The 18491-nt window shown below is 72.6% G+C and carries 20 protein-coding genes; 8 read left to right on the top strand and 12 right to left on the bottom strand.

The window, feature by feature from the left end:
• Nucleotides 1-382: 382 nt before the first annotated feature.
• The gene (locus OG422_RS14675; protein ID WP_405743242.1) at nucleotides 383-1153 is read right to left on the bottom strand and encodes a pentapeptide repeat-containing protein; all 771 of its coding nucleotides are present in this window, start codon (nucleotides 1151-1153) and stop codon (nucleotides 383-385) included.
• A gap of 48 nt (nucleotides 1154-1201) precedes the next feature.
• Entirely contained in the window at nucleotides 1202-2296 is a 1095-nt protein-coding gene (locus OG422_RS14670) for an ABC transporter permease (RefSeq protein WP_405743241.1), read from the bottom strand.
• 129 nt (nucleotides 2297-2425) lie between these two features.
• Here OG422_RS14670 and OG422_RS14665 point away from each other — a divergent pair, with 129 nt between their 5' ends.
• Nucleotides 2426-2911, top strand: a complete 486-nt coding sequence (locus OG422_RS14665) for a MarR family winged helix-turn-helix transcriptional regulator (protein WP_405743240.1) — start codon at nucleotides 2426-2428, stop codon at nucleotides 2909-2911.
• Nucleotides 2912-2934: 23 nt separating this feature from the next.
• Here the strand turns inward: OG422_RS14665 and OG422_RS14660 are convergent, their stop codons facing one another.
• The 4 genes from OG422_RS14660 to OG422_RS14645 form a co-directional block, all read right to left on the bottom strand.
• Entirely contained in the window at nucleotides 2935-3777 is an 843-nt protein-coding gene (locus tag OG422_RS14660; protein WP_405747791.1) for an IS5 family transposase, read from the bottom strand.
• Between the two features lie 110 nt (nucleotides 3778-3887).
• Nucleotides 3888-4694 carry a phosphotransferase family protein gene (locus tag OG422_RS14655; RefSeq protein WP_405743239.1) on the bottom strand — a complete coding sequence of 269 codons (807 nt, stop codon included), beginning with the start codon at nucleotides 4692-4694 and terminating at the stop codon, nucleotides 3888-3890.
• A 188-nt stretch (nucleotides 4695-4882) separates the two neighbouring features.
• On the bottom strand, nucleotides 4883-5935 hold the full coding sequence (locus OG422_RS14650) for an aldo/keto reductase (protein WP_143942422.1): 1053 nt from the start codon (nucleotides 5933-5935) through the stop codon (nucleotides 4883-4885).
• Between the two features lie 216 nt (nucleotides 5936-6151).
• Complete coding sequence (locus tag OG422_RS14645; RefSeq protein ID WP_143944596.1) at nucleotides 6152-6610, bottom strand: Lrp/AsnC family transcriptional regulator; 459 nt, start codon at nucleotides 6608-6610, stop codon at nucleotides 6152-6154.
• Between the two features lie 126 nt (nucleotides 6611-6736).
• Here OG422_RS14645 and OG422_RS14640 point away from each other — a divergent pair, with 126 nt between their 5' ends.
• Both OG422_RS14640 and OG422_RS14635 read left to right on the top strand, forming a co-directional pair.
• Nucleotides 6737-7435: an AzlC family ABC transporter permease gene (locus OG422_RS14640; protein ID WP_405747789.1), complete on the top strand. Its 699-nt coding sequence runs from the start codon at nucleotides 6737-6739 to the stop codon at nucleotides 7433-7435.
• Complete coding sequence (locus OG422_RS14635) at nucleotides 7428-7757, top strand: branched-chain amino acid transporter permease (RefSeq protein ID WP_143944598.1); 330 nt, start codon at nucleotides 7428-7430, stop codon at nucleotides 7755-7757. The genes OG422_RS14640 and OG422_RS14635 overlap by 8 nt, the downstream gene beginning before the upstream one ends.
• 156 nt (nucleotides 7758-7913) lie before the next feature.
• Here OG422_RS14635 and OG422_RS14630 read toward each other — a convergent pair whose 3' ends face one another.
• From OG422_RS14630 to OG422_RS14615, 4 genes are all read right to left on the bottom strand, one after another.
• Nucleotides 7914-9251 (bottom strand): LCP family protein, encoded by a 1338-nt coding sequence (locus tag OG422_RS14630; protein WP_405743238.1) that lies wholly within the window; start codon nucleotides 9249-9251, stop codon nucleotides 7914-7916.
• 493 nt (nucleotides 9252-9744) lie between these two features.
• Complete coding sequence (locus OG422_RS14625) at nucleotides 9745-9939, bottom strand: hypothetical protein (RefSeq protein WP_143944412.1); 195 nt, start codon at nucleotides 9937-9939, stop codon at nucleotides 9745-9747.
• Between the two features lie 313 nt (nucleotides 9940-10252).
• Complete coding sequence (locus tag OG422_RS14620; RefSeq protein WP_405743237.1) at nucleotides 10253-11221, bottom strand: M56 family metallopeptidase; 969 nt, start codon at nucleotides 11219-11221, stop codon at nucleotides 10253-10255.
• 3 nt (nucleotides 11222-11224) lie between these two features.
• Complete coding sequence (locus OG422_RS14615; RefSeq protein ID WP_405743236.1) at nucleotides 11225-11713, bottom strand: BlaI/MecI/CopY family transcriptional regulator; 489 nt, start codon at nucleotides 11711-11713, stop codon at nucleotides 11225-11227.
• Between the two features lie 410 nt (nucleotides 11714-12123).
• Here OG422_RS14615 and OG422_RS14610 point away from each other — a divergent pair, with 410 nt between their 5' ends.
• Nucleotides 12124-12699, top strand: coding sequence for a TerD family protein (locus OG422_RS14610; protein WP_143944410.1), 576 nt, complete (start codon nucleotides 12124-12126; stop codon nucleotides 12697-12699).
• Between the two features lie 213 nt (nucleotides 12700-12912).
• On the opposite strand, the gene OG422_RS14605 is transcribed toward OG422_RS14610, so the two are convergent.
• The gene (locus OG422_RS14605; protein WP_143944409.1) at nucleotides 12913-13368 is read right to left on the bottom strand and encodes a tellurite resistance TerB family protein; all 456 of its coding nucleotides are present in this window, start codon (nucleotides 13366-13368) and stop codon (nucleotides 12913-12915) included.
• 403 nt (nucleotides 13369-13771) lie between these two features.
• On the opposite strand from OG422_RS14605, the gene OG422_RS14600 reads away from it, so the two are divergent.
• The 4 genes from OG422_RS14600 to OG422_RS14585 all read left to right on the top strand — a co-directional run bounded on the left by OG422_RS14600 (nucleotide 13772) and on the right by OG422_RS14585 (nucleotide 17602).
• A complete protein-coding gene (locus tag OG422_RS14600; protein ID WP_405743235.1) occupies nucleotides 13772-14020 on the top strand; it encodes a hypothetical protein in 249 nt (82 codons plus the stop codon).
• A 239-nt stretch (nucleotides 14021-14259) separates the two neighbouring features.
• Entirely contained in the window at nucleotides 14260-14880 is a 621-nt protein-coding gene (locus OG422_RS14595) for a DUF5994 family protein (protein WP_405743234.1), read from the top strand.
• Between the two features lie 264 nt (nucleotides 14881-15144).
• A complete protein-coding gene (locus tag OG422_RS14590) occupies nucleotides 15145-15876 on the top strand; it encodes a DUF6344 domain-containing protein (protein WP_405743233.1) in 732 nt (243 codons plus the stop codon).
• A gap of 1015 nt (nucleotides 15877-16891) precedes the next feature.
• A complete protein-coding gene (locus OG422_RS14585) occupies nucleotides 16892-17602 on the top strand; it encodes a transglycosylase family protein (protein WP_405743232.1) in 711 nt (236 codons plus the stop codon).
• Nucleotides 17603-17712: 110 nt separating this feature from the next.
• Here the strand turns inward: OG422_RS14585 and OG422_RS14580 are convergent, their stop codons facing one another.
• Nucleotides 17713-18417 carry a DUF4232 domain-containing protein gene (locus tag OG422_RS14580; RefSeq protein ID WP_405743231.1) on the bottom strand — a complete coding sequence of 235 codons (705 nt, stop codon included), beginning with the start codon at nucleotides 18415-18417 and terminating at the stop codon, nucleotides 17713-17715.
• Nucleotides 18418-18491: the final 74 nt, after the last annotated feature.

The following is an 18491-nucleotide window of genomic DNA, read 5'->3' as shown; positions in this document are numbered from 1 at the left end:
GCGTACGGCGGGTGCTGGACGGGCCGGAGGCGACCGAGGCGGCGCTCGCGCTGCGCCTGGGGGCGGCGTGCGGGCTGACGCTCGACTGCGGGGCGACGTGGGTGGAGTGGATGGTGCAGCCGGTGCGGTTCCTGCGGCTGGTGAGCCGGACGGGGGCGACGGGCGCGGGGCCCGTTGGTTCGCGGGGGCTTTCAGGAACCCTCCCTGAAAGATCCCCGGCCCCGCCCCGAATCGCACCTTCAGGAACCCTCCCTGTAAGAGGCCACGCAGATAGGCGTGGTGGTGGTACCCCGACGGCAATGCAGGCACAGGTCTTGGCGAACGCGGAGTTGCTACGTTCTGTGATCACCAAGGAGACCCGTGCCTGTCTTGCCATGAGGGATCAGCCGATGACGTTCAGGCCGAGGGCGGTGCAGATTTGGGCGGCTTGGCTGGGCGAGATGACGGCGCCGCTGAACTGTGCGGCGGTTGCGATGGTGAGTTCGCCGAGGTCGGCGCCGCGCAGGTCGGCGCCGGTGAAGTTGGCGGCCCGTAGGTTGGCTTCGGCGAGTCGGCAGTCTTCGAGGGTGGCGTCGCGGAAGTCGGCGCCGCCAAGATCGGCTTCGGTGAAGCGGTTGCCGACGAGGTGGGTGCCGCGCAGGCTCAGGCCGTTGAGGTTGGCGACGGCCAGGTTGCAGCGGGTGAGGTGGAGGCCCAGGCCGCGGTGGCCGGTGAGGCGGGCTCCGATCATGCGGCAGCCGGTGAAGGTGGCGTCGGCGAGCAGGGCGCCGCCCCACTTGGTGTTGGCCAGGTCGGCGCCGTCGCAGGTGAGGTCTCCGCAGTCGGCGTCGGTGAAGTTGGCGTCGGCGGCGCTGCCGCCTTGCCAGTGGGCTTGGTCGAGCAGAGCGCCGGTGAAGTCGGCTGCCGTGGCGGTGCACTCGGTGAAGACGGCTTCGGCCAGGTGGGCGCCGCGCAGGTTGGCCTCGGTGAAGGTGCAGCGCGTAAAGGTCCAGGGGCGCGGATCACGGCGCAGTGCCGGGCGCAGGTCCAGGCCGGTGAAGTCGACTCCGTTCAGGTCGGTTTGGGTTGCGAGCAGCGCCAGGCGGTCTTCGGGCGGGGCGGTCGGGTCGGTGTCGCGGCCGTGGTGGTGGAACGGCAGTGGTACTTCGGTCATGGGTGCGGCCTCGCTCTGGAGTGTCGGGTGAGTGCGCGCCGGGCGCGATCAGGAGGAAGGGGAGGGGACGGGTTCGGCGGTCTGTCGGGGCTGGGCGGCTGTGTCGTTGCGGTGGCTGGCGCGGCTGGCGCGGCTGGTGCGGCGGGCCCTGAGGGAGTCGTAGGCGAGGGTCAGGGCGAGGCCGGCGATCACCCACAGGCCGAGGGCGAGCCAGTAGCGGCCGATGCCGTCGCTGTCGAAGTACATGATCTGGCGCAGGCTGCCGGCGGTGGAGGTCATCGGCAGCAGGTCGTGCAGGGCCCGGATAGGGGCGGGCATGGCCGCGATGGGCAGGGCCGCTCCGGAGGCGGGCATGGCGAGGAACATGAAGATGCCGACGGCGGCCAGTGGGGTCATGCGCCCGCAGAAGCGGGACAGGAACACGGTGGCCAGGCCGACGGCCATCACGGTGAGCCAGCCGGTGACGAGGATGGCGGGGGCGAAGCCGTGCACGGCGCCCAGGATCGGACCGGTGATGAGCCAGACGGTGATCGCGGCGACGGTACCGAAGGCGGCGAGCGCGGCCACCGTGCGCCGGCGGGTGAGGGCGGTGCCGAACACGGTTGAGAGCATGACCGCCGACAGGTAGCCGGCGAGGGTCAGGCCGATCGCCGCGTACATGGTGCTGGTGTCGCTGGCGTCGTCGCCGCTGAGCGGGACCAGGTCGCGGACCTGGAGGAACTGGTGCTGCTGGACGGCCACGTTCTCGAACGGCAGGGCAGCCAGGTTGACCTGGGCGGCACCGGCGCCCGAGGCGACATACAGCAGCGGACCGCTGGGATGCGGCGGTTGAGCGAACGCCGCGCCGGGCGTACCCGCGTCGCGGTCACCGGGCGTCGGCGCGGGGACGTAGGCGGCCGCCACAGCCCGGTGCGCCACCAGCTGCCGTGCCTGTTCGGTGGAGGCCACGGTGCTGACGTCGTACGCGTCGCCCACAGCCTTGCGCAGGGAAGCGGCCGGCGGGCCGGTCTGCGCCGGTGAACCGGCAACCGCGACTTTCAGGTGGTGCGGGGTCGGGGCGTGCATCGCGGCGGTGTAGATACCGACCAGCAGGACGGCCATCGCGAACGGGAACACCAGCACTCGGGCTATCGGCCGGACCATGTCTCCTCCTCGGAATGTCTGGGCGCTGTCATGGGTGCGCCTCCCGGGAATCCATCTCCAAAGATGCATCTCTTATGATGCATTACTGTAGATGTATCATCGGAGATGTTCCAAAGGAGGGTGTGCGCGGTGCCGCCGACAAGTCCCATGAACCTCGCTGAGCTGCATCAACTTGGCAGGCGCCTCACTGCTGCCGCGACCTCGGTGATGAAGGACGCCTCCGACCTGGGGCCGACAGAGCTGCTGGTGCTGGAGTGCCTCTACACCGCTGGTCCGCAGCCGGTGGGGGCCATCGCCCAGCACACAGGCTTCGCCCAAAGCCGGGTATCCACGGTGGTGGCGACACTGCACAAGCGGGGCCTGGTCGAGCTGGGAGCCGACCCGGCCGACCGACGCCGGACCGTCGCCAAGATCGCCGAGCATGCCCGCGCACAAGCCCGGGAAGCCAGGAGCCGGGATGCCGAACCGACTCTGCGGCAGATGCTCCCCGAGCTGTCCGCCGCGCAGGTCGAGGCGGTGATCGCCGCACTAAGAGCACTCAACGGCGCCTTGGTCGAGGCGGCGCCAGGCGCCTTTGGCGGTACCGACCTCCAGTCGAACGGTCAACCTGGGTAATGTCCGCGCGGGCAGGTGCGTGCTCATGGGCGACGGCTCGGCCGTTCGTCCCAGCGGTGGGTCGTCCATGCCCTACGGATCAGGCTGCGCACGGTGATCATGGTGTCGGCGAGGTCGAAGAAGGCGTTGATGACGGCGGCCCGGCGCTCGTAGCACCAGGCGAGGCGGTGGAAGGCGTTCTGCCAGGCGTGGGTCCGTTCGACGTGCCACCTCTGACTTGCCTGGATAGGTGCCGTCTCTCCCTTGTGCGCAATGCGGCCGTGCAGGCCGCGTTCGTCGAGGAGGGCACGGGTCTTGACCGAGTCGTAGCCGGCGTCCAGGTGCACGGTGATGTCGTCGGGCAGCGGTCCGAGGTCCTCCAAGTGGTCCAGGGTTGGGGCGAGCAGCGGAGAGTCGTGACGGTTCGCTCCGGCCAGTACGCGGCCCAGCGGGATTCCATAGCCGTCCGTCATGCCCGAGCGTTTCAAGCCCTGTTTGCCGCGATCGACTGGTGAACGCCCTGCGACCTCACCACCGCCGGGGGCTTTGGTGATGGAGCCGTCGACGGCGATATGGTCGAGTGCGAGGCCGACGATCCGATCGTAGGCATCCAGCGCGATCTGCTTGAGCTTGGCGAAGACGCCGAGCCGGATCCACTCGTCGCGACGGTTGCGGATCGTAGTGGCTGAGCACGTCGTGTCGGCGATCGCCTGGTAGGAGCAGCCGAATCGCAGCAGCTGCAGCATCTTGTCGAAGACGATTCGGTCGCTGATGCGGGGGCGGTGGCAGCCCAGTGGGTGGGTTGGCGCGTAGGTCGATCGTTGAGGTAGTAGGGCGGCGAAATGGCCCCAGAGCGGTTCAGCCAGCCATGCTGGCAGTACAGGCACAGGTCTCCCGGTGATCACAGAGCGTCGCAACTCCATGATCGCCAAGACCTGTGTCTGTCTTACCGTCGGAATACCACAATCGTGCCTATCCGCGCGCCCTCTAAGTTCTCTCAGCTCTCTCCCCGCAGAGCCGCCCACGTCGCCGCCCCGTCCCGCAGGCTCTGCGTGATCGGGTTCGGGTACTCCGTCGCCATGGTGTCCCAGTAGCCGGCGAGGGCGGTGGCGAAGAGGTCGAGGGAGCGCCGGGGGGCGGTGGACCAGGAGGGGACCTTGGCGGCCCACTGTTCGGCCTGGTGGGCGGGGTGGCCGTGGTGGATGAGCCAGACGATCCAGCAGGCCGGGTCGATCCAGGCGGCGCCGCGGGTGGCGTAGGCCCAGTCGACGAGGCGGGCCGGGGCGGCGCCGTCGATCAGGACGTTGGCGGGGTTGAGGTCGGTGTGCAGCAGCGCCGGGCCGGCGAAGGCGGTGCCATCGGCGGGGTCGTCGAGGTGGCGGGCCCAGCGGTCCACCGCGTCCTCGGTCCGTACGTCCGGGCAGCGGATGTCGGCCAGGGTGGCGAGGGCGTCGACGACGAGTGGCAGGTCGGCGGAGTCCGGGGCGTAGTCGGCGCCGCGTCCGGTGAGGTGCTCGAAGCCGAGGAGGTCCCAGCCGTCCGCGTCGATCCGCCAGCGCACGGCGGGGGCGAGCGGTGCGGCATGGGGCGCGATGTCCGCCTCGCGCTGCTGATTCCAGGCGAAGGTGTAGTCGTGGCGCAGGCCTTTGACGAAGACGCGACCGCTTTCGGTGTGCAGGGTGGTGGCGAGTTGGCTGACGTATCCGGCGGCGATGTCGTCGGCGCGGTGGACGGCGCCGGTCTGCGCGAGGACCGCCGCGTGGACGTCGGCGGGGAGGGAGTTCCAGGTCTGTTGGACGGGCATGGTGGGAGAGTGTAGGCCCCGACACCTCTCCCTTACGGGAAGCCAGGTCCCGTAAGGGAGAGGGGAGTTGGGTCTCAGGGGCGCGCGGCATGGCGCGATGCGCCGGAGGGTGTGCGGCGGGTCAGGGGGCGTGCGGCGTCACGCGGTGCGCCGGAGGGCGTGCGGTGTGGCGGGGGCGCGCCGGGCGGTCACCGCACCTCGTGCACCGTGCGCCGGTACGTCGAGCGGCGGTCGTCGATGGCCTCCCAGCCCTCGCCGTAGACGTTCGTGGTGACGACCGGATCGCGCAGGAAGGCGTGCGGGAAGCCGAGCGGGACGGCGCTGACCGCGTCGAGGCGGGCGAGGGCGTCGGCGTCGAGGGTGACGTCGAGGCTGCCGAGGTTGTCGGCGAGCTGGGACTCCTTGGTGGCGGCGATGATCGGGACGATGTTGCCGGGGCGGGAGCGCAGCCAGGCGAGTGCCACCTGGGCGGGGCTCCAGCCGCCCTGCGCGGCGATGTCCAGGACGGCGTCGAGCACGGCGTCCTCGTGGGCGTCGGCCCGGCCCTCCCCGCCGGACAGCCGGCCGCTCTCCCCGCGGCGGTACTTGCCCGTCAGCTTCCCGGCGGCCAGCGGCGCCCACGCCAGCACCGCCTGGTCGAATGCACGGGCCTGCGGCAGGAGTTCGCGCTCCGGGGTGCGCTCCAGGAGGTTGTAGCGCAGCTGCGATCCGGCGAACGACGTCCAGCCGCGCAGTTCCGCGAGGGTGTTGGCCTGCGCGATCTCCCAGGCCGGCCAGTCGGACACCCCGAGGTAGAGGACCTTCCCGGAGCGTACGACGTCGTCCAGTGCCCGCATCACCTCCTCGACGGGGGTGAAGTTGTCGCGGGCGTGCACCCACAGGACGTCGACGTGGTCGGTGCGCAGCCGGGTGAGGCTGTCCTCCAGGGAGCGGACGAGGTTCTTGCGGTGGTTGCCCGCCGCGTTCGGGTCGCCGGGCCGGGTGCCGCAGGTGTACTTCGTGGCGAGGACGAAGCGGTCCCGGCGGCCCTCCAGCAGCTCGCCGAGGAGGGTCTCCGAGCCGCTGCCGGAGTAGTTGTTGGCCGTGTCGATGAAGTTCCCGCCGGCGTCCGCGTACGCGTCGACGAGGCGGGCGGCGGTCTCCCGGGGCGCGCCCCCACTCGCGTCGCCGCCGATGGTCATGGTGCCGAGGCTCAGCTCGCTCACCCGAAGACCGGTCCTGCCGAAAAGCGTGTACCGCACGGTGTTCCTTTCGGTGAGGGCGGCGCCCGTGGCGGCCCGCCGGTGATCAGGGGGCGAGGCTAGGCGCTGGAGCGCACTCCAGGGCAAGGGCACGGGTCGCCGTCCCGGTGCAGGCCGGGCAGGACCCGCCGATGCACCCTAGGGGAGCAAGCCCCGGAAGCGGCGCGCGACCATGGCGAGTCAACCCCCTTACGGGTACGGCGTGTTGGCGGCCCCCTAGGGGCTGGTCTTGATCGTCTTCATCGTCAGGTGCGATTCGAGGCGGCGGACGGCGGGCAGGCCGCTGAGGCGGCCGGTGAGGAAGGCTTCGTAGGCGGCATGGTCGGCGACGGCGACGCGGATGAAGTAGTCGGGGCGGCCGTACATCCGCCGGAACTCCACGACCTCCTCGAAGGCGGCCACGATGGACTCGAACTCCTCGAAGCTCTTGCGGTCCTGCGCGTAGATCTCGACGTCGATCAGGACCTCCAGCCCGCGCCCCACGGCCTCCGGGTCGATGACGGCGCGGTACCCGGCGATGACGCCGGACTCCTCCAGACGCTTGACCCGGCGCAGGCAGGGCGGCGCGGTCAGGCCGACCCGCTTGGCCAGCTCGACGTTGGTCAGCCGCCCGTCCTGGCGCAGGTGAAAGATAATTTCTCGGTCGATCGCATCGAGTGGCGTTTCGTTGCTCATATCGCGAGATTACCGGGGTAATCTCGCAATCATATGAGGGGGAAGTTTTTCTAAAATTGCGCCATGGAAATACGTCCCGCCGTTGCCGAGGGGCCACCTCGGCCCGCGTCCGTCCCGCCGACCCCGATGCCGTCCCCCATACCGTCCCCGGCGCGCGCGGCGTTCAAGGACTCGGCGGGCGCGGGCCTGGGCTTCGTCCCGCTCGGCCTCGCCTTCGGGGCGCTCGTGACGCAGTCGGGGCTGGACTGGTGGTGGGCGGGGCTGTCCGCGGTGCTCGCCTTCGGCGGCTCGTTCGAGTTCCTGCTCATCGGCCTGGTCACCGCCGGCACCCCGCTGGCGGCCATCGCGGTCTCCGCGTTCATGGTGAACGTCCGGCACGTCTTCTACGCGCTGTCCTTCCCCCTGCACCGCGTGACCGGCCGCCTCGGCAAGACCTACAGCACCTTCGCCCTGTGCGACGAGGCGTACGCGCTGACCACCGGGGAACAGGCCCGCTCCTGGCCCGGCCGGCGCATCCTGTGGCTCCAGCTCTACCTGCACCTCTACTGGGCGGGCAGCGCGGTGGCCGGGGCCCTGCTCGGCTCCCTCATCCCGGAGGGCGTCACCGGCCTGGACTTCGCCCTCACCGCGATGTTCACCGTCCTCGCCCTGGACGCGGTCCGGGACCTGCGCGGCGACCTGCCCACGCCCGTCCTCGCCCTGCTCAGCGCGGTGGCCGCCCGGCTCCTCTTCCCGGACGGGATGCTGCCGGCCGCCTTCGCCCTGTTCACCGCCGCCCTCCTGGCCCGCCACGTCACCACCGGCAGGAAGCCGAGCCATGCCTGATACGCGCTACGCCGTCGCCGCCGTCCTCGTCGCCGCGGCCGTCACCTGGGGCCTGCGGGCCCTGCCCTTCGCCGCCCTCACCCCGCTGCGCGCCAGCGGCACCGTCCGGTACCTCAGCACCCGTATGCCCGCCGGGGTCATGGTGATCCTCCTCGCCTACTGCCTGCGCGACGTGCCCGTCACCCATGCGCGCGCCCTCGCCCCGCTGGCCGCGCTGGCCGTCACCGTCGGCCTGCACCTGTGGCGCCGCAACGCGCTGTTGAGCATCCTCGGCGGCACCGCCGTCCATACGCTCCTGGCCAGCTTGGTCTTCGCCCCCTGAGGCCGGCCGGGCGGCCCGCCCCGTACGGTCAGTCCCTTACGGGAACCCGGGAGTCCCGCCCCGTACGGGTTCCGGGCGCCCCGACCCCCGTACGGGTTCCGAGGGGTCCCGGCCCATACGAGTGCAGGCGCCGCCCCGTCCCGTACGGGTTCCGCCTCACCCGTCCCAGTCGGCCGGGAAGTCCGGGCCGACCGTCAACGTGACCTCGCCCGGCACCGCCTCCGCCGCTTCCCGGGGTGTGAGGTCACCGGGAAGCCGCGCGGCCAGGACCTCGGCCTGGTCGCGCAGGCCCGACGGGTGGTCGATGGACGTGGGGTCCGTCGTGGGGGCGTTGCCGGTGGTGGTGACGGTGAAGCCGAGGGTGCGCAGGGCGGCGGCGGCGGTGGCGGCGCGGCCGGGGGTGCCGGTGCCGTTGAGGACGCGGATGCGGACGGAGGCGGCGGTGACGGGGTGGGCGGCGGACGCGGTCAGTTTCCGCTTGGCGGCGGTGTCGATCTCCCGGTCGTGTGCGAGGTCGCGGAAGACGTCACCGGCCTGCGGGTACTGCCAGACGACGTTGGCGCGGTCGGTGGGGACGTCCGCCTCGCGCGGATAGTTCGGCACGGTGAGGAACGTGAGCCGGTCGGCGGGGATGTCCTTGAGGGTGGCGGCGAGGTCGTAGAGCGGTGTGATCCCGGCCAGGTCGCGGTCGGTGGTGAGGGACTTGGTGGCGGAGTCGAGGAAGCCGTAGAGGGCGCCTGGGCTGGTCAGCTGGGAGCGGGCCTTGGTGCCGAGCGCCTTCAGGAACTCCTGCTGGCGGCCGATGCGGCCGAGGTCGGAGCCGTCACCGACGCTGTAACGGGTGCGGACGTAGCCGAGCGCCTGCTCGTCGCGAACGTTCTGGCAGCCTGCCTGAAGGTTGAGGTGGGCCTTGACGTCGTGGAGGGCGTGCTCGGGGCAGACCTCTATGCCGCCCAGGGCGTTGACCATGCCCTTGAAGCCCTGGAAGTCGAGGGACGCGAAGTGGTCGATGTGCAGCCCGGTGGCGGCCTCGACCGTCTTGATCGTGCAGCTGGCGGCCTTGCCGATGTCGCCGGTGTCCCCGCCGAGTGAGAACGCCTCGTTGATCTTGAAGTGGTGCGGTGTGGACCGGCTGCCGTCGCCGCGTACGCAGGAGGGGATGCGCACCCAGGAGTCGCGCGGGAAGGACAGCGCGTTCGCCCAGTGCCGGTCGGCGGAGAGGTGCAGCACCATCAGGGTGTCCGACTGCATGCTGGTCAGGCCCTTGCCGTACCGGGCGTTCGCGCCCGCGCGGCTGTCCGAACCGACGACGAGGATGTTCTTGGAGCCGGGGCTGAGGTTGGCGGGCCGGTCGCCGAGCCCGTGGTCGATGTCGGCGCCGCGGATGTTGGCGTCGAGGTGCTGGTAGACCCAGGCGCCCGCGCCGGTGGTGCCCAGCAGCACCGCGGCGAGGACGGCACCGGCCCAGGCGACGACGCGGCCGCGGCGGGTCATCCGGAGCTTCCCGGTCGGCGCGGCCGGGCGGCGTGGCACCCGGCCCGGGGCGCCCGCGGTGACGGCCGCCGCACGGGGGCGGGCGCCGGGAGCGGCACGGCGCGCGGACGTGGGCGCGCGCCGGGGGCCGGGGGCGCCGGGGGCGTCGCGGCCGGGCGGGGCGTCGCGGCGCGCGGAACCTGGCCGCAGGGGCGCACCGCCCCGGGAACTCTGCCTGTCGTGCACGCCGTTGGCCCCTCTCGCTTTGCGGATGCTACGTCGGGGAACGCGGTGCCGGGGGCCGTCGCGGACGGCGGGGACGGTGGTGGGAGGGCCGGATGCGGCGGGCGCGGCGCCGTGCTCGGCGCGGTGGGAGCGGGCGTGACGGCGCGAACGGGGGCGGGCGCGCGGCCGGACCGCACCCCTGTGGCCATCGGGAGCAGCGGCGCGCGGGGGGCGTGCGGGGAACGGTGCGCACGCCCCGGGGGCAGGGCCGCTCCCCGGTGCCGGTGGGTCAGATTCCGGAGCTGGGGAGGAGGTGGATGGTGTCCGGGTCGTACCGGAACCATCGGGGCGGCTGACCGCCGGGCGTCATGCGCATCCGGCACCACTGGGCGCCGTCCTCGTCCGTCCACCACGCGGTGATCCGGCCCACCGCCCAGCGGCCGTCCGGGTAGTGGACCTCGACGGGCTGGTAAACCCATCGCACCTCTGCTTCCGGTGGCAGGCAGTCCCAGCTCGGGAGTGAGCACCTCGTCGCCATCTCCCCCTCCGAAAACGCCTGTTACCGCCGTGTGGACATTCAGCGTACCGGCAATATCTACAGCTTTGTAGAACTTCCTGGGGTGGGATTGCGGGACCTGACGAGAGTCCTTCGGGCCCGGCTCCGGCCGCCGTCCCTGGGGCGCGCCCCGTACGCGTACCTGTGGGGGCCCGCCCCCGTACGCGCACTGTTAGGGCCCCGCCCCTGACGCGCGCTACTGGGGAGAGACCGAGGCGCGCCCCCCTTAGGGGCCCAAGGCTCAGAGAGGCGTCGCGGCTTTGAGGATGAGGAAGAGGGCGATCGTGGAGTTCAGGGAGGCGAGGGCCGATGTGGCGGTGCCCGCGGCGGCGACGAGGGCGGCGAGACCGGTCGGGGTCAGCGCGTGCGGCCAGCCGCGGGCGGGCGGTACGGGCGCGAGCAGCGCCGCCACCCGGCGCGGCACCGGACCGGTCTCGGCCGCGGCGAAGTGCGCCAGCTCCGGATGGGGGGCGCCCGCCCGGCCCACGAGCGCCGCCTTGCCGACCGCGTGCGCCGTCACCCGGCGGTCGCCGACGGCGCGTGCGGCCTCCTCGTCGGCCCAGCGCTCGGTGGCGTACGCCAGTGCCGAACGGAGCGGCAACAGCAGCGGGTTGAGGCATCCGGCCAGCCGTACGGCGAGCAGATAGCGGTGGTGGTGGCAGTCCAGATGGGCGCGTTCGTGCGCGAAGAGGGCCCGCCGCTCGGCGCCGTCCAGGCTGTCCAGCATCCCCAGCGACACCACGACCCGTCCGGGCCGGGCGGCCCGCCCCGGGCGGCCCGGTGTGCCCGGTACGGCGTACGCGTACGGCGTCGCGTCCGGGAGGACGGCGGGGTCGTGGCCCGGTGGCAGCGCGGCCAGCGCGTCGTGGGCGCGCGCCCGGATGCGGCGGTGGCGGCGCAGCGTTCCCGCGCCCGCCACGGTCGCCGCGGCCAGCGCGGCGATGGCGGCGATCCCGGCGATCTCCGCGCCCGGCACCGCCGCGCGGACCTCCGGGTCGGACCAGCCGTCCGGCAGCGGGTTGCCGGGCAGCTGCGCGGTCCCGACGACCATCAGCAGCCCCAGGCAGAGCGTGCTGCACACCGCGAGGACGGCGGACAGCAGGGTCAGCAGGCGGGTCGAGGCGCGGGGGTGGAGGTGCTGGCCGGCGAGCTTGGCGATCGGCAGCGCGGTGAGCGGCAGGACCAGCGGGAGGAAGACGAAGAAGCCCACCGGTCAGTCCCTGCCGGGCGCCGGGCCACCGGGGTCGGCGCCGTCCAGCAGCGCGCGCAGCACCTGCTCGTCGTGGGCGGACAGCGCCGAGACGAAGCTGGTCAGGACGGCGTCCCGGTCCGGTTCGCCGTCCAGGACCCGGCGCATGCGCAGCGCCGCGAGCCCGGCTTCGTCGGCGGCGGGCGTCCAGAGGTAGGCGCGGCCGGACCGTTCCCGGGTGACGGCCTTCTTGGCGTGCAACCGGGACAGGATGGTCATCACCGTCGTGTAGGCGAGGTCGCCGCCGAGTCGTTCCTGCACCCAGGCGGCGGAAACCGGCTCGGGTGCGTGGTGCAGCGCGGTCAGGACCTGCGCCTCCAACTCGCCCTGGCCACGGCGCCGGGCGCGCTCCGGGCCGCCCGCGCCGTAACCGCTGGAGGCGCCCGCGGAACCGCCGGATCCGCCGCGTCCGGAGGGCGCGCCGAGCGCTCTTCCGAAGGGTTTCCCGCCCATGCCGTCGCCTCCCGCCGTGCCGGGCGTCCCGGGGCCGGGACGCCCGGGCATCTTACGACCGCGACCGCGGTCCGTACCGAGCGGCCGGATTCCGGCGACGGCCCCGGGGCCAGGCCGTAGGGGACTCCCCGCACCGCCCCGTACGGGATGAGCCGTAGGGAAGGATCAGTACGGGATGGGCTGTAGGGAACGCCCCGTACGGGACCGGTGCCGGTTCGCCGCACCAACTTCTACAGTCCTGTAGATTTTAGCTCGGTGCGCCGCATGTGTCCCGCCCGTTCGCCCGGGCGCCGGCGGTGCGGCGCCGTGCCCACCTCATAGCCCTCATAGCTCTGAACCCGATACGCCGGTCCGTGCGCGGCGCGCGTCCGCCCAGGTGCGCGGACCGGCACATCACCTGGAGGTAAACCATGGGAGTCTCGCTGGCCAAGGGCGGCAACGTCTCGCTGTCGAAGGAGGCGCCGGGCCTGAGCGCGGTCACCGTCGGACTCGGCTGGGACGTGCGGACGACGACGGGCGCCGACTACGACCTGGACGCGAGTGCCCTGCTCTGCACCGAGGCGGGCAAGGTCGTCTCGGACCGCCACTTCGTCTTCTACAACAACCTGACCAGCCCGGACGGTTCGGTCCAGCACACCGGCGACAACCTGACCGGTGAGGGCGAGGGCGACGACGAGTCGATCAACGTCGGCCTCGCCGAGGTCCCCGCCGAGGTCGCGAAGATCGTCTTCCCGGTCTCCATCCACGAGGCGGAGAGCCGCGGCCAGAGCTTCGGCCAGGTCCGTAACGCGTTCATCCGCGTGGTCAACCGCCTCGACGGCGCCGAGCTGGCCCGCTACGACCTGAGCGAGGACGCCTCCACCGAGACCGCCATGGTCTTCGGTGAGCTGTACCGGCACGGCGGCGAGTGGAAGTTCCGCGCCGTGGGCCAGGGCTACGCCTCCGGCCTCGCGGGCATCGCCGCCGACTTCGGCGTGAATGTGTGAGGCACCGCCGAGCCGTGTGACCGGGGAGCCGGTCGCCGCACCGCCCGGTCCCGTACGGGGAGTCCGTACGGGACCGGGCGGTGGTGTGTGCGGGGGCAGTCGATCCCTTACGGGTCCGACGCCGAGCCGTTTCCGGAGCGGCCGGTCCCGTACGGGCCTGCCCCTACGCCGTTTCCGGGTCGGACGGACCCTTACGGGCCCGGCCCCGAGCCGTCAGAGGTCGAACTCGGCCGGGTTGATGTCCAGTGCGAAGCATGCCTCGCGCACCACGGCCTGCTCGGTCTTGTCGAAGTCGCCGTCCGCGCCGCCGATGACGATGCCGATCTGGATCACCGCACGCGCCTCGACCGGCTTCTTCTTCACCTTGCCGATCTCCTGCATCACGGCGACCTTGCCGAAGTCGAAGTCGGCGGTCAGCTTGTCCAGGTAGCCGTCGAAACGGCGCTGGAGGTCGTCCGCCGCGAAGTTCTGCAGCACCTCGTTGGAGGCGATCAGCTGCGCCACCCGGCGCCGTTCGGACGGGTCGATCGTGCCGTCGGCCGCCGCCACCAGCGCGCACATCGCCATGCCGGCGTCCCGGAAGGCGCCGCTCTTGAGGTCGTTCTTCTTGGCGACGAGCTGGTTCTGCATCGTCTGGGCGGAATCCTTGATCCGGTCCCACAGGGCCATCGGGATCTCCTTGTCGTCGTCGTCCGTTGTTCCGTGTACCGGACGGGCGGACGGGTGCGGTCCGCCGACGCGGGCACCGTCATGCCCGGCCGGCCGACGGCCGGTTTGGTCATGCGTAGGTAAAATCTACAGGTATGTAGAAGTTTGTGAACAGGGAGGGTCCGGGGAGATCGTTTCCGGTCGACCGAGGTGCCCGTGGCGTCCGCCTCGTGCCGTCGCCCGCCCGCCGTCGTCTCGCGGGTACCGGCCCTCGCTCCGGACATTTCGCCCGATGTTGGGCAAGTTGGGGTTACGGTGGAGTGACCGGGGACGGGCCGCGCGGGCCGAGGTCCACGCGGCTCCGCCGAGGCCCACGGGCCCTGAGCCGCGACCCGGTCCATGAGGCCCGAGTGAGGTGAGCACGATGCAGATCGCGTTGACCGTGGTCGTTCTGCTGGCACTGGTCGCCCTGGGCGTACTGTTCCTCGCCCGGGTCAACGCCCAGCGGGCGGGCCGGATGGCGACGCACAAGTACGCGACGCTGCAGCCGTCCTTCCGCCTCCGGATGCGCAAGTGGCCGCACGGCGGCGGCAGCCGCCCCGGCCCGCACGCCGCCGGGCCCCCGCCGCCCACCCTCGGCAGGCGAGGCGGCGGCCGACCCGCCGGATCCTGACCACGGCGCCCCTCGCACCGCCCCGGACCTCGCCCCGTGCCGTCGCACCCGCCCTGCCGGGCTTCGCCCCGCGGATGCCGCCCGCGGCCGACCGGCCCCGGCGGGGAATCCCGTACGGGCACGTCCCCTACGGGGTCTTCGTGTACGGGCACGTCCCCTACGGGCTCTTCCCGTACGGGCGCATCCCCTATGGCTCTTCCCGTACGGGCACGTCCCCTACGGACCCTTCCCGTACGGGCATGCCCCCTACGGGCGTTCCCCTGTGGGCGTACCCCGCCCACCCGCACCGGGCCACCCGCGCCCTGGAGCACACCATGAACCCCACCGCCACTGGAGCCACCACCGGAATCACCGGCACCGCCCGTCGGCAGCCGCACCTCGCACCGCCGCCCGTCGCCCGGCTCGCCATCGCGCCCGCCACCGGCGTCGCCCGCCGCACCGACGGCGTCTGGTGGCCTCGCTCGGCCGACCTGGAGGCCGAACTCCCCGAACTTCTCCCGGCGTTGCCCTTCGACTGGCCCCGTATCACCCACGCCACCGCGAACGGCGCGCTCTGGGCGCCGCTGCCCACGCTCACCCTCGTCGCCGATCACGTCATCCGCCTGCGCCGCATCCCCGACCGCCCCGGCCCGCCCACCCTCTGTCTGGTCGCCGCGGGTCTCGGCCGCTGGGACCTGCGCGTGCTGCCGCCCCGTACCGCCGAGGCCGACGCCGTACGCGTCCTGGCGGGCGTCGCCACCGGGGCGATCCCGGCCGATGCGCCCGTATCCGATGAGGATCCCGCGCCCGCCGTGCCCCGCCGCCCGGAGCATCCACAGGCCGCCCGGCTACGCGATACCCGCGGGCCCCGCAACCGCTGACGGGCGCCGTGGCCCGGTCCACCGCGGGACACCGGGCGCCGCGGCTACTGCGGTCGAGTGGCGTTCCTCCGAAGAACGGCGCCGCGCGTGCGTCGCTCCTCCGATCCTCCCATTGCGTATTCATCATGAGAAAGCACCACAGAACCGGCGGAACGAAAAGCGGTGGCCCGCCACCGCGTTCCCGGTCCGGTGGCTGTGGCGCATCCCGTACCAACCGAGGTTTCCGGCGGCCGACCGCCGGTACGCGAACGAAAGCGAGGGACCATGGCTGCGACCAAGGTCGTGAAGTTCTGGGCGGTGTGCCTTGCCGTGCTCGGCAAGCTGCTGGCGACGTTCCGCTACGCCGCCCCGGGTGCGGCCGCCTGCCGCCGCGCCGCACGCTACGGCGACTCCCTGTACGGCGCCACCCCGTACACCCCGGCGCTGCGCACCACCGCGTACGTCCCGGTCGCCCCGTACGCACCGGCCCCACGTGCCGCCCTCGGCGCACCGCGCACCGCGGCCACCGCGCCACCGGTAGCGGTGACGGGCGACCCCGGCCCCGCACCCGGCGCCCCCACGACGACCCCCGCAGCGCATACGGCGTCCACCCCGCGGACGGCTCCCGCGTCGACCTCCGCACCGGCCCCCGCACCCACCGCCGTCACCCCCGCAGCCCGCCGCGCACCCGAGGACCACTTCCTCCCGGAGCAGCCGCCGGAGCCGCGTAACCGCCTGCTGCCCGCGGCTCCGTTCCTCCCCTCCCCCCGCATCGCGAGCCCCTACGTACCGGAGATGCGCACGTACGGCGGCCCGCAGTTGCCGCCCACCATCAAGCAGCGGATCCGCGCCGAGGCCCACGGTTCCTCTCCCACCACCCGCAGCCGACTCGCCACCGGTACCGAACCCTCGCGCACCGCCCCGGTGGACGATCCGCACGGCGCCCCGGAGGACGACCGGTCCGCGGCCATCGTCCCGGCGGCCCGCAGCCGCGAACACACCGCCTGTACGACCTGACGGGGGCCCGACGCCACCGGGGCGACCGCCCCGGACCCACGCCACATGCGCGGCGCTCCCGAGCGCCGCGCGGCAGCGTGCCCGGACGGTTCGGTACCGGGTACGGCAGTGATACGCACGGCGGCAGCGCTACGCGGCGACGGACGCGGGGGACGCGTCGGCGCTGCACATAGGCCGTTGCCGACGAGACCGGCGCGTGAACCCGTCCGGGCTGGTCCGGGGAGAAGTAGGGGATGTCCGGCGCGTGAGGTGACCGCGCCGAGGGGATGAGGGGCGGGGGCCCGTGCGTGAGTCGTACGTGCCGAGGGGGCGGAGGGGGAATCAGGGCGAGGGGCCTGGCCGCGCCGGAGCGTGAGCGCGCCGCCTGCCCGCCCGTTGTGGACTCGGGGCCCAGGACGGTGCCCGGCCTCGGGCCCGTGGCCGTACGGCGCCCGGCCTTGTGCTCGCGCCCGTACGAGACCCGTCCTTGTGCCTGTCGCCCGTACGAGACCCGTCCTTGTGCCTGTCGCCCGTACGACACCCGTCCCTGTGCCTGTCGCCCGTACGACACGCGGCTTCGTGCCCGCGCCCGTACGCGCCTCTCTCTGGCCCGCCGCCTTCCTGCCGGGTCCCTGCCACTTTCTGGCGCGCAGACTCCCGTACGCGCCCGTGTCACACCCGCGTCGCGCCCGCCTCTACACCCGGCCCCGGGGCATCGCCACCCGGCCTTCGCCCCCACACCCCGCAACGGCCTCCCGTCGGGACGGGCAGACGAGGCAATTGGGCCCCAACAAGCCGTGAAAACAAACAAGTTGAGGATTTTCGTCAGTCGTTACTCCGATGCGGGCCGCGCGCTCCCAGGAGCACCCGGCGGAGCGCCTCCCGCGCTTCCGCAACAGCGACCACCCGGGTGAAACACGCGCATTTCAGGCTCAGCAGACGTGCCGAAAAGCATATTGCCCGGTTTCTTGGGTCGTGCCCACGGCCGTGGCGGACATCGCGTCACGGCGTCGCCGGAGCATGGAGGAAACCCGTCATGTCGTCAGCTCTTGCCAAACGGTCCGTCGGAACCATCCTGTACATGCTGGTCGTTGTCCTGAGCACGCTCGGCCTCGGCGGCCAGAGCGCCACCGCAGCCGCGGCCCCCGCCGCCCCCGCCGGACCGGTCGTCCCGGCGGGCACCGACTGGAACCGCATCGCCCACTGCGAGAGCAGCGGCAACTGGCACATCAACACCGGCAACGGCTTCCACGGCGGGCTCCAGATCGCCCCCTCCACCTGGCGGGCCTACGGCGGCAAGAGGTACGCCCCGCGCCCCGACCTCGCCACGAAGTCCCAGCAGATCGCCGTCGGCGAACGCATCCGCCGGGACCGCGGTCTCCAGCCCTGGCCCAACTGCGGCCGGCTCGGCGCGAACGGCCCGTCCGACGGCGTCAGCAAGGCCACCCCGGAACGCCCGGTCACCAAGCCCGCCCCCGCCCCGCAGGCCCAGCGGCACTCGCACCACCAGGTACACCGCCAGCACGGCACCACCGTCGACCGCCAGAACGGCACCACCATCCACCGCCAGCAGAGCGCCCTCACCGGCGGCAGCTACGTCGTCCAGCCCGGCGACTGCCTCTCCGTCATCGCGGAACGCGCCCACACCCACGGCGGCACCCAGAAGCTGTACGAACTCAACCGCCACACGCTCGACGAAGGCCCCGACCACATCTACCCGGGCCAGCGTCTGAAGCTGCGCGCATGAGCCGGGGAGAGGTGACCGGGGCCGTGGAGTCGACCGTCCTGGAGCCGGGGGCCGCCGAGGGGATCGGCGTCCAGGGAGCGGATGGCGCCGACCGGATCGGCACCCTGGGGTCAGTGACCGCCGACCGGGTTGACGAAGGTACCGGGGTGCGTGGCGGCGGACTGGTCGAGGAGCGAACCGCCGAAGGGCCACTTCAGCTGGAAGTGCTTGGTCTCGTTCGGGGGCGTGATCATCACCAGGCCGGGGGTGACCTGACGGTCGCTCGCGTCGGTGCTCGGCAGCAGCGAGATGGTGAAGCTGGTGTGCGCACCGGGCTTGAGGGTGACCGTCGGGGCCGACTGGTTGGAGCGGGTCAGGTCCCAGGGGCCGTCCTCGCCACCGCTGATGCTGACGCCCGCGAAGCCCTTGATCGTGCAGGTCGAGCTGCCGATGTTCTTCAGCCAGACCGCCGCGGTCTGCTGGTCGGTGCTCTTCATGTCGGGGACACCGCCACCGTCGGAGCCCCAGCCGGCCTCCAGGCCGTCGGTGTGGCAGCGCTCCGTACCGCGCGAGGCGGCCGCACCGGACTTCGCGGGCTGGCCCGCGGCGGCGGGGGCACCCTCATCGGCGGACTTACCGGCGCCCGCACCGTTCGCCTGGGCCGAGGAGTCCGCACCGGAACCCTGCCCTGCGGGGGACGAGTCCGCCACGGTGGACGCCGACGACGCCTTGTCCGACCCGCCCTCCTGGCAGGCGGTCAGGCTGAGCGCGGCGGCGGCGACCAGGGTGGCGGCGGCGGTCCTGCGGACCAGGCGGAGCGTGGTGTGACGCGACATGGGGTTCCCCTCGTGGTGAGTGCTGGTGCTGCGGCCCGTTCCTTCGTTCCGCATCCACCACATTGCCGACGCCC

Source organism: Streptomyces sp. NBC_01525 (assembly GCF_045040405.1).
Taxonomy (GTDB): Bacteria; Actinomycetota; Actinomycetes; order Streptomycetales; family Streptomycetaceae; genus Streptomyces; species Streptomyces benahoarensis.
Note: the sequence above shows the minus strand (reverse complement) of the source record. Positions and strands in the feature narration are given on the sequence as shown.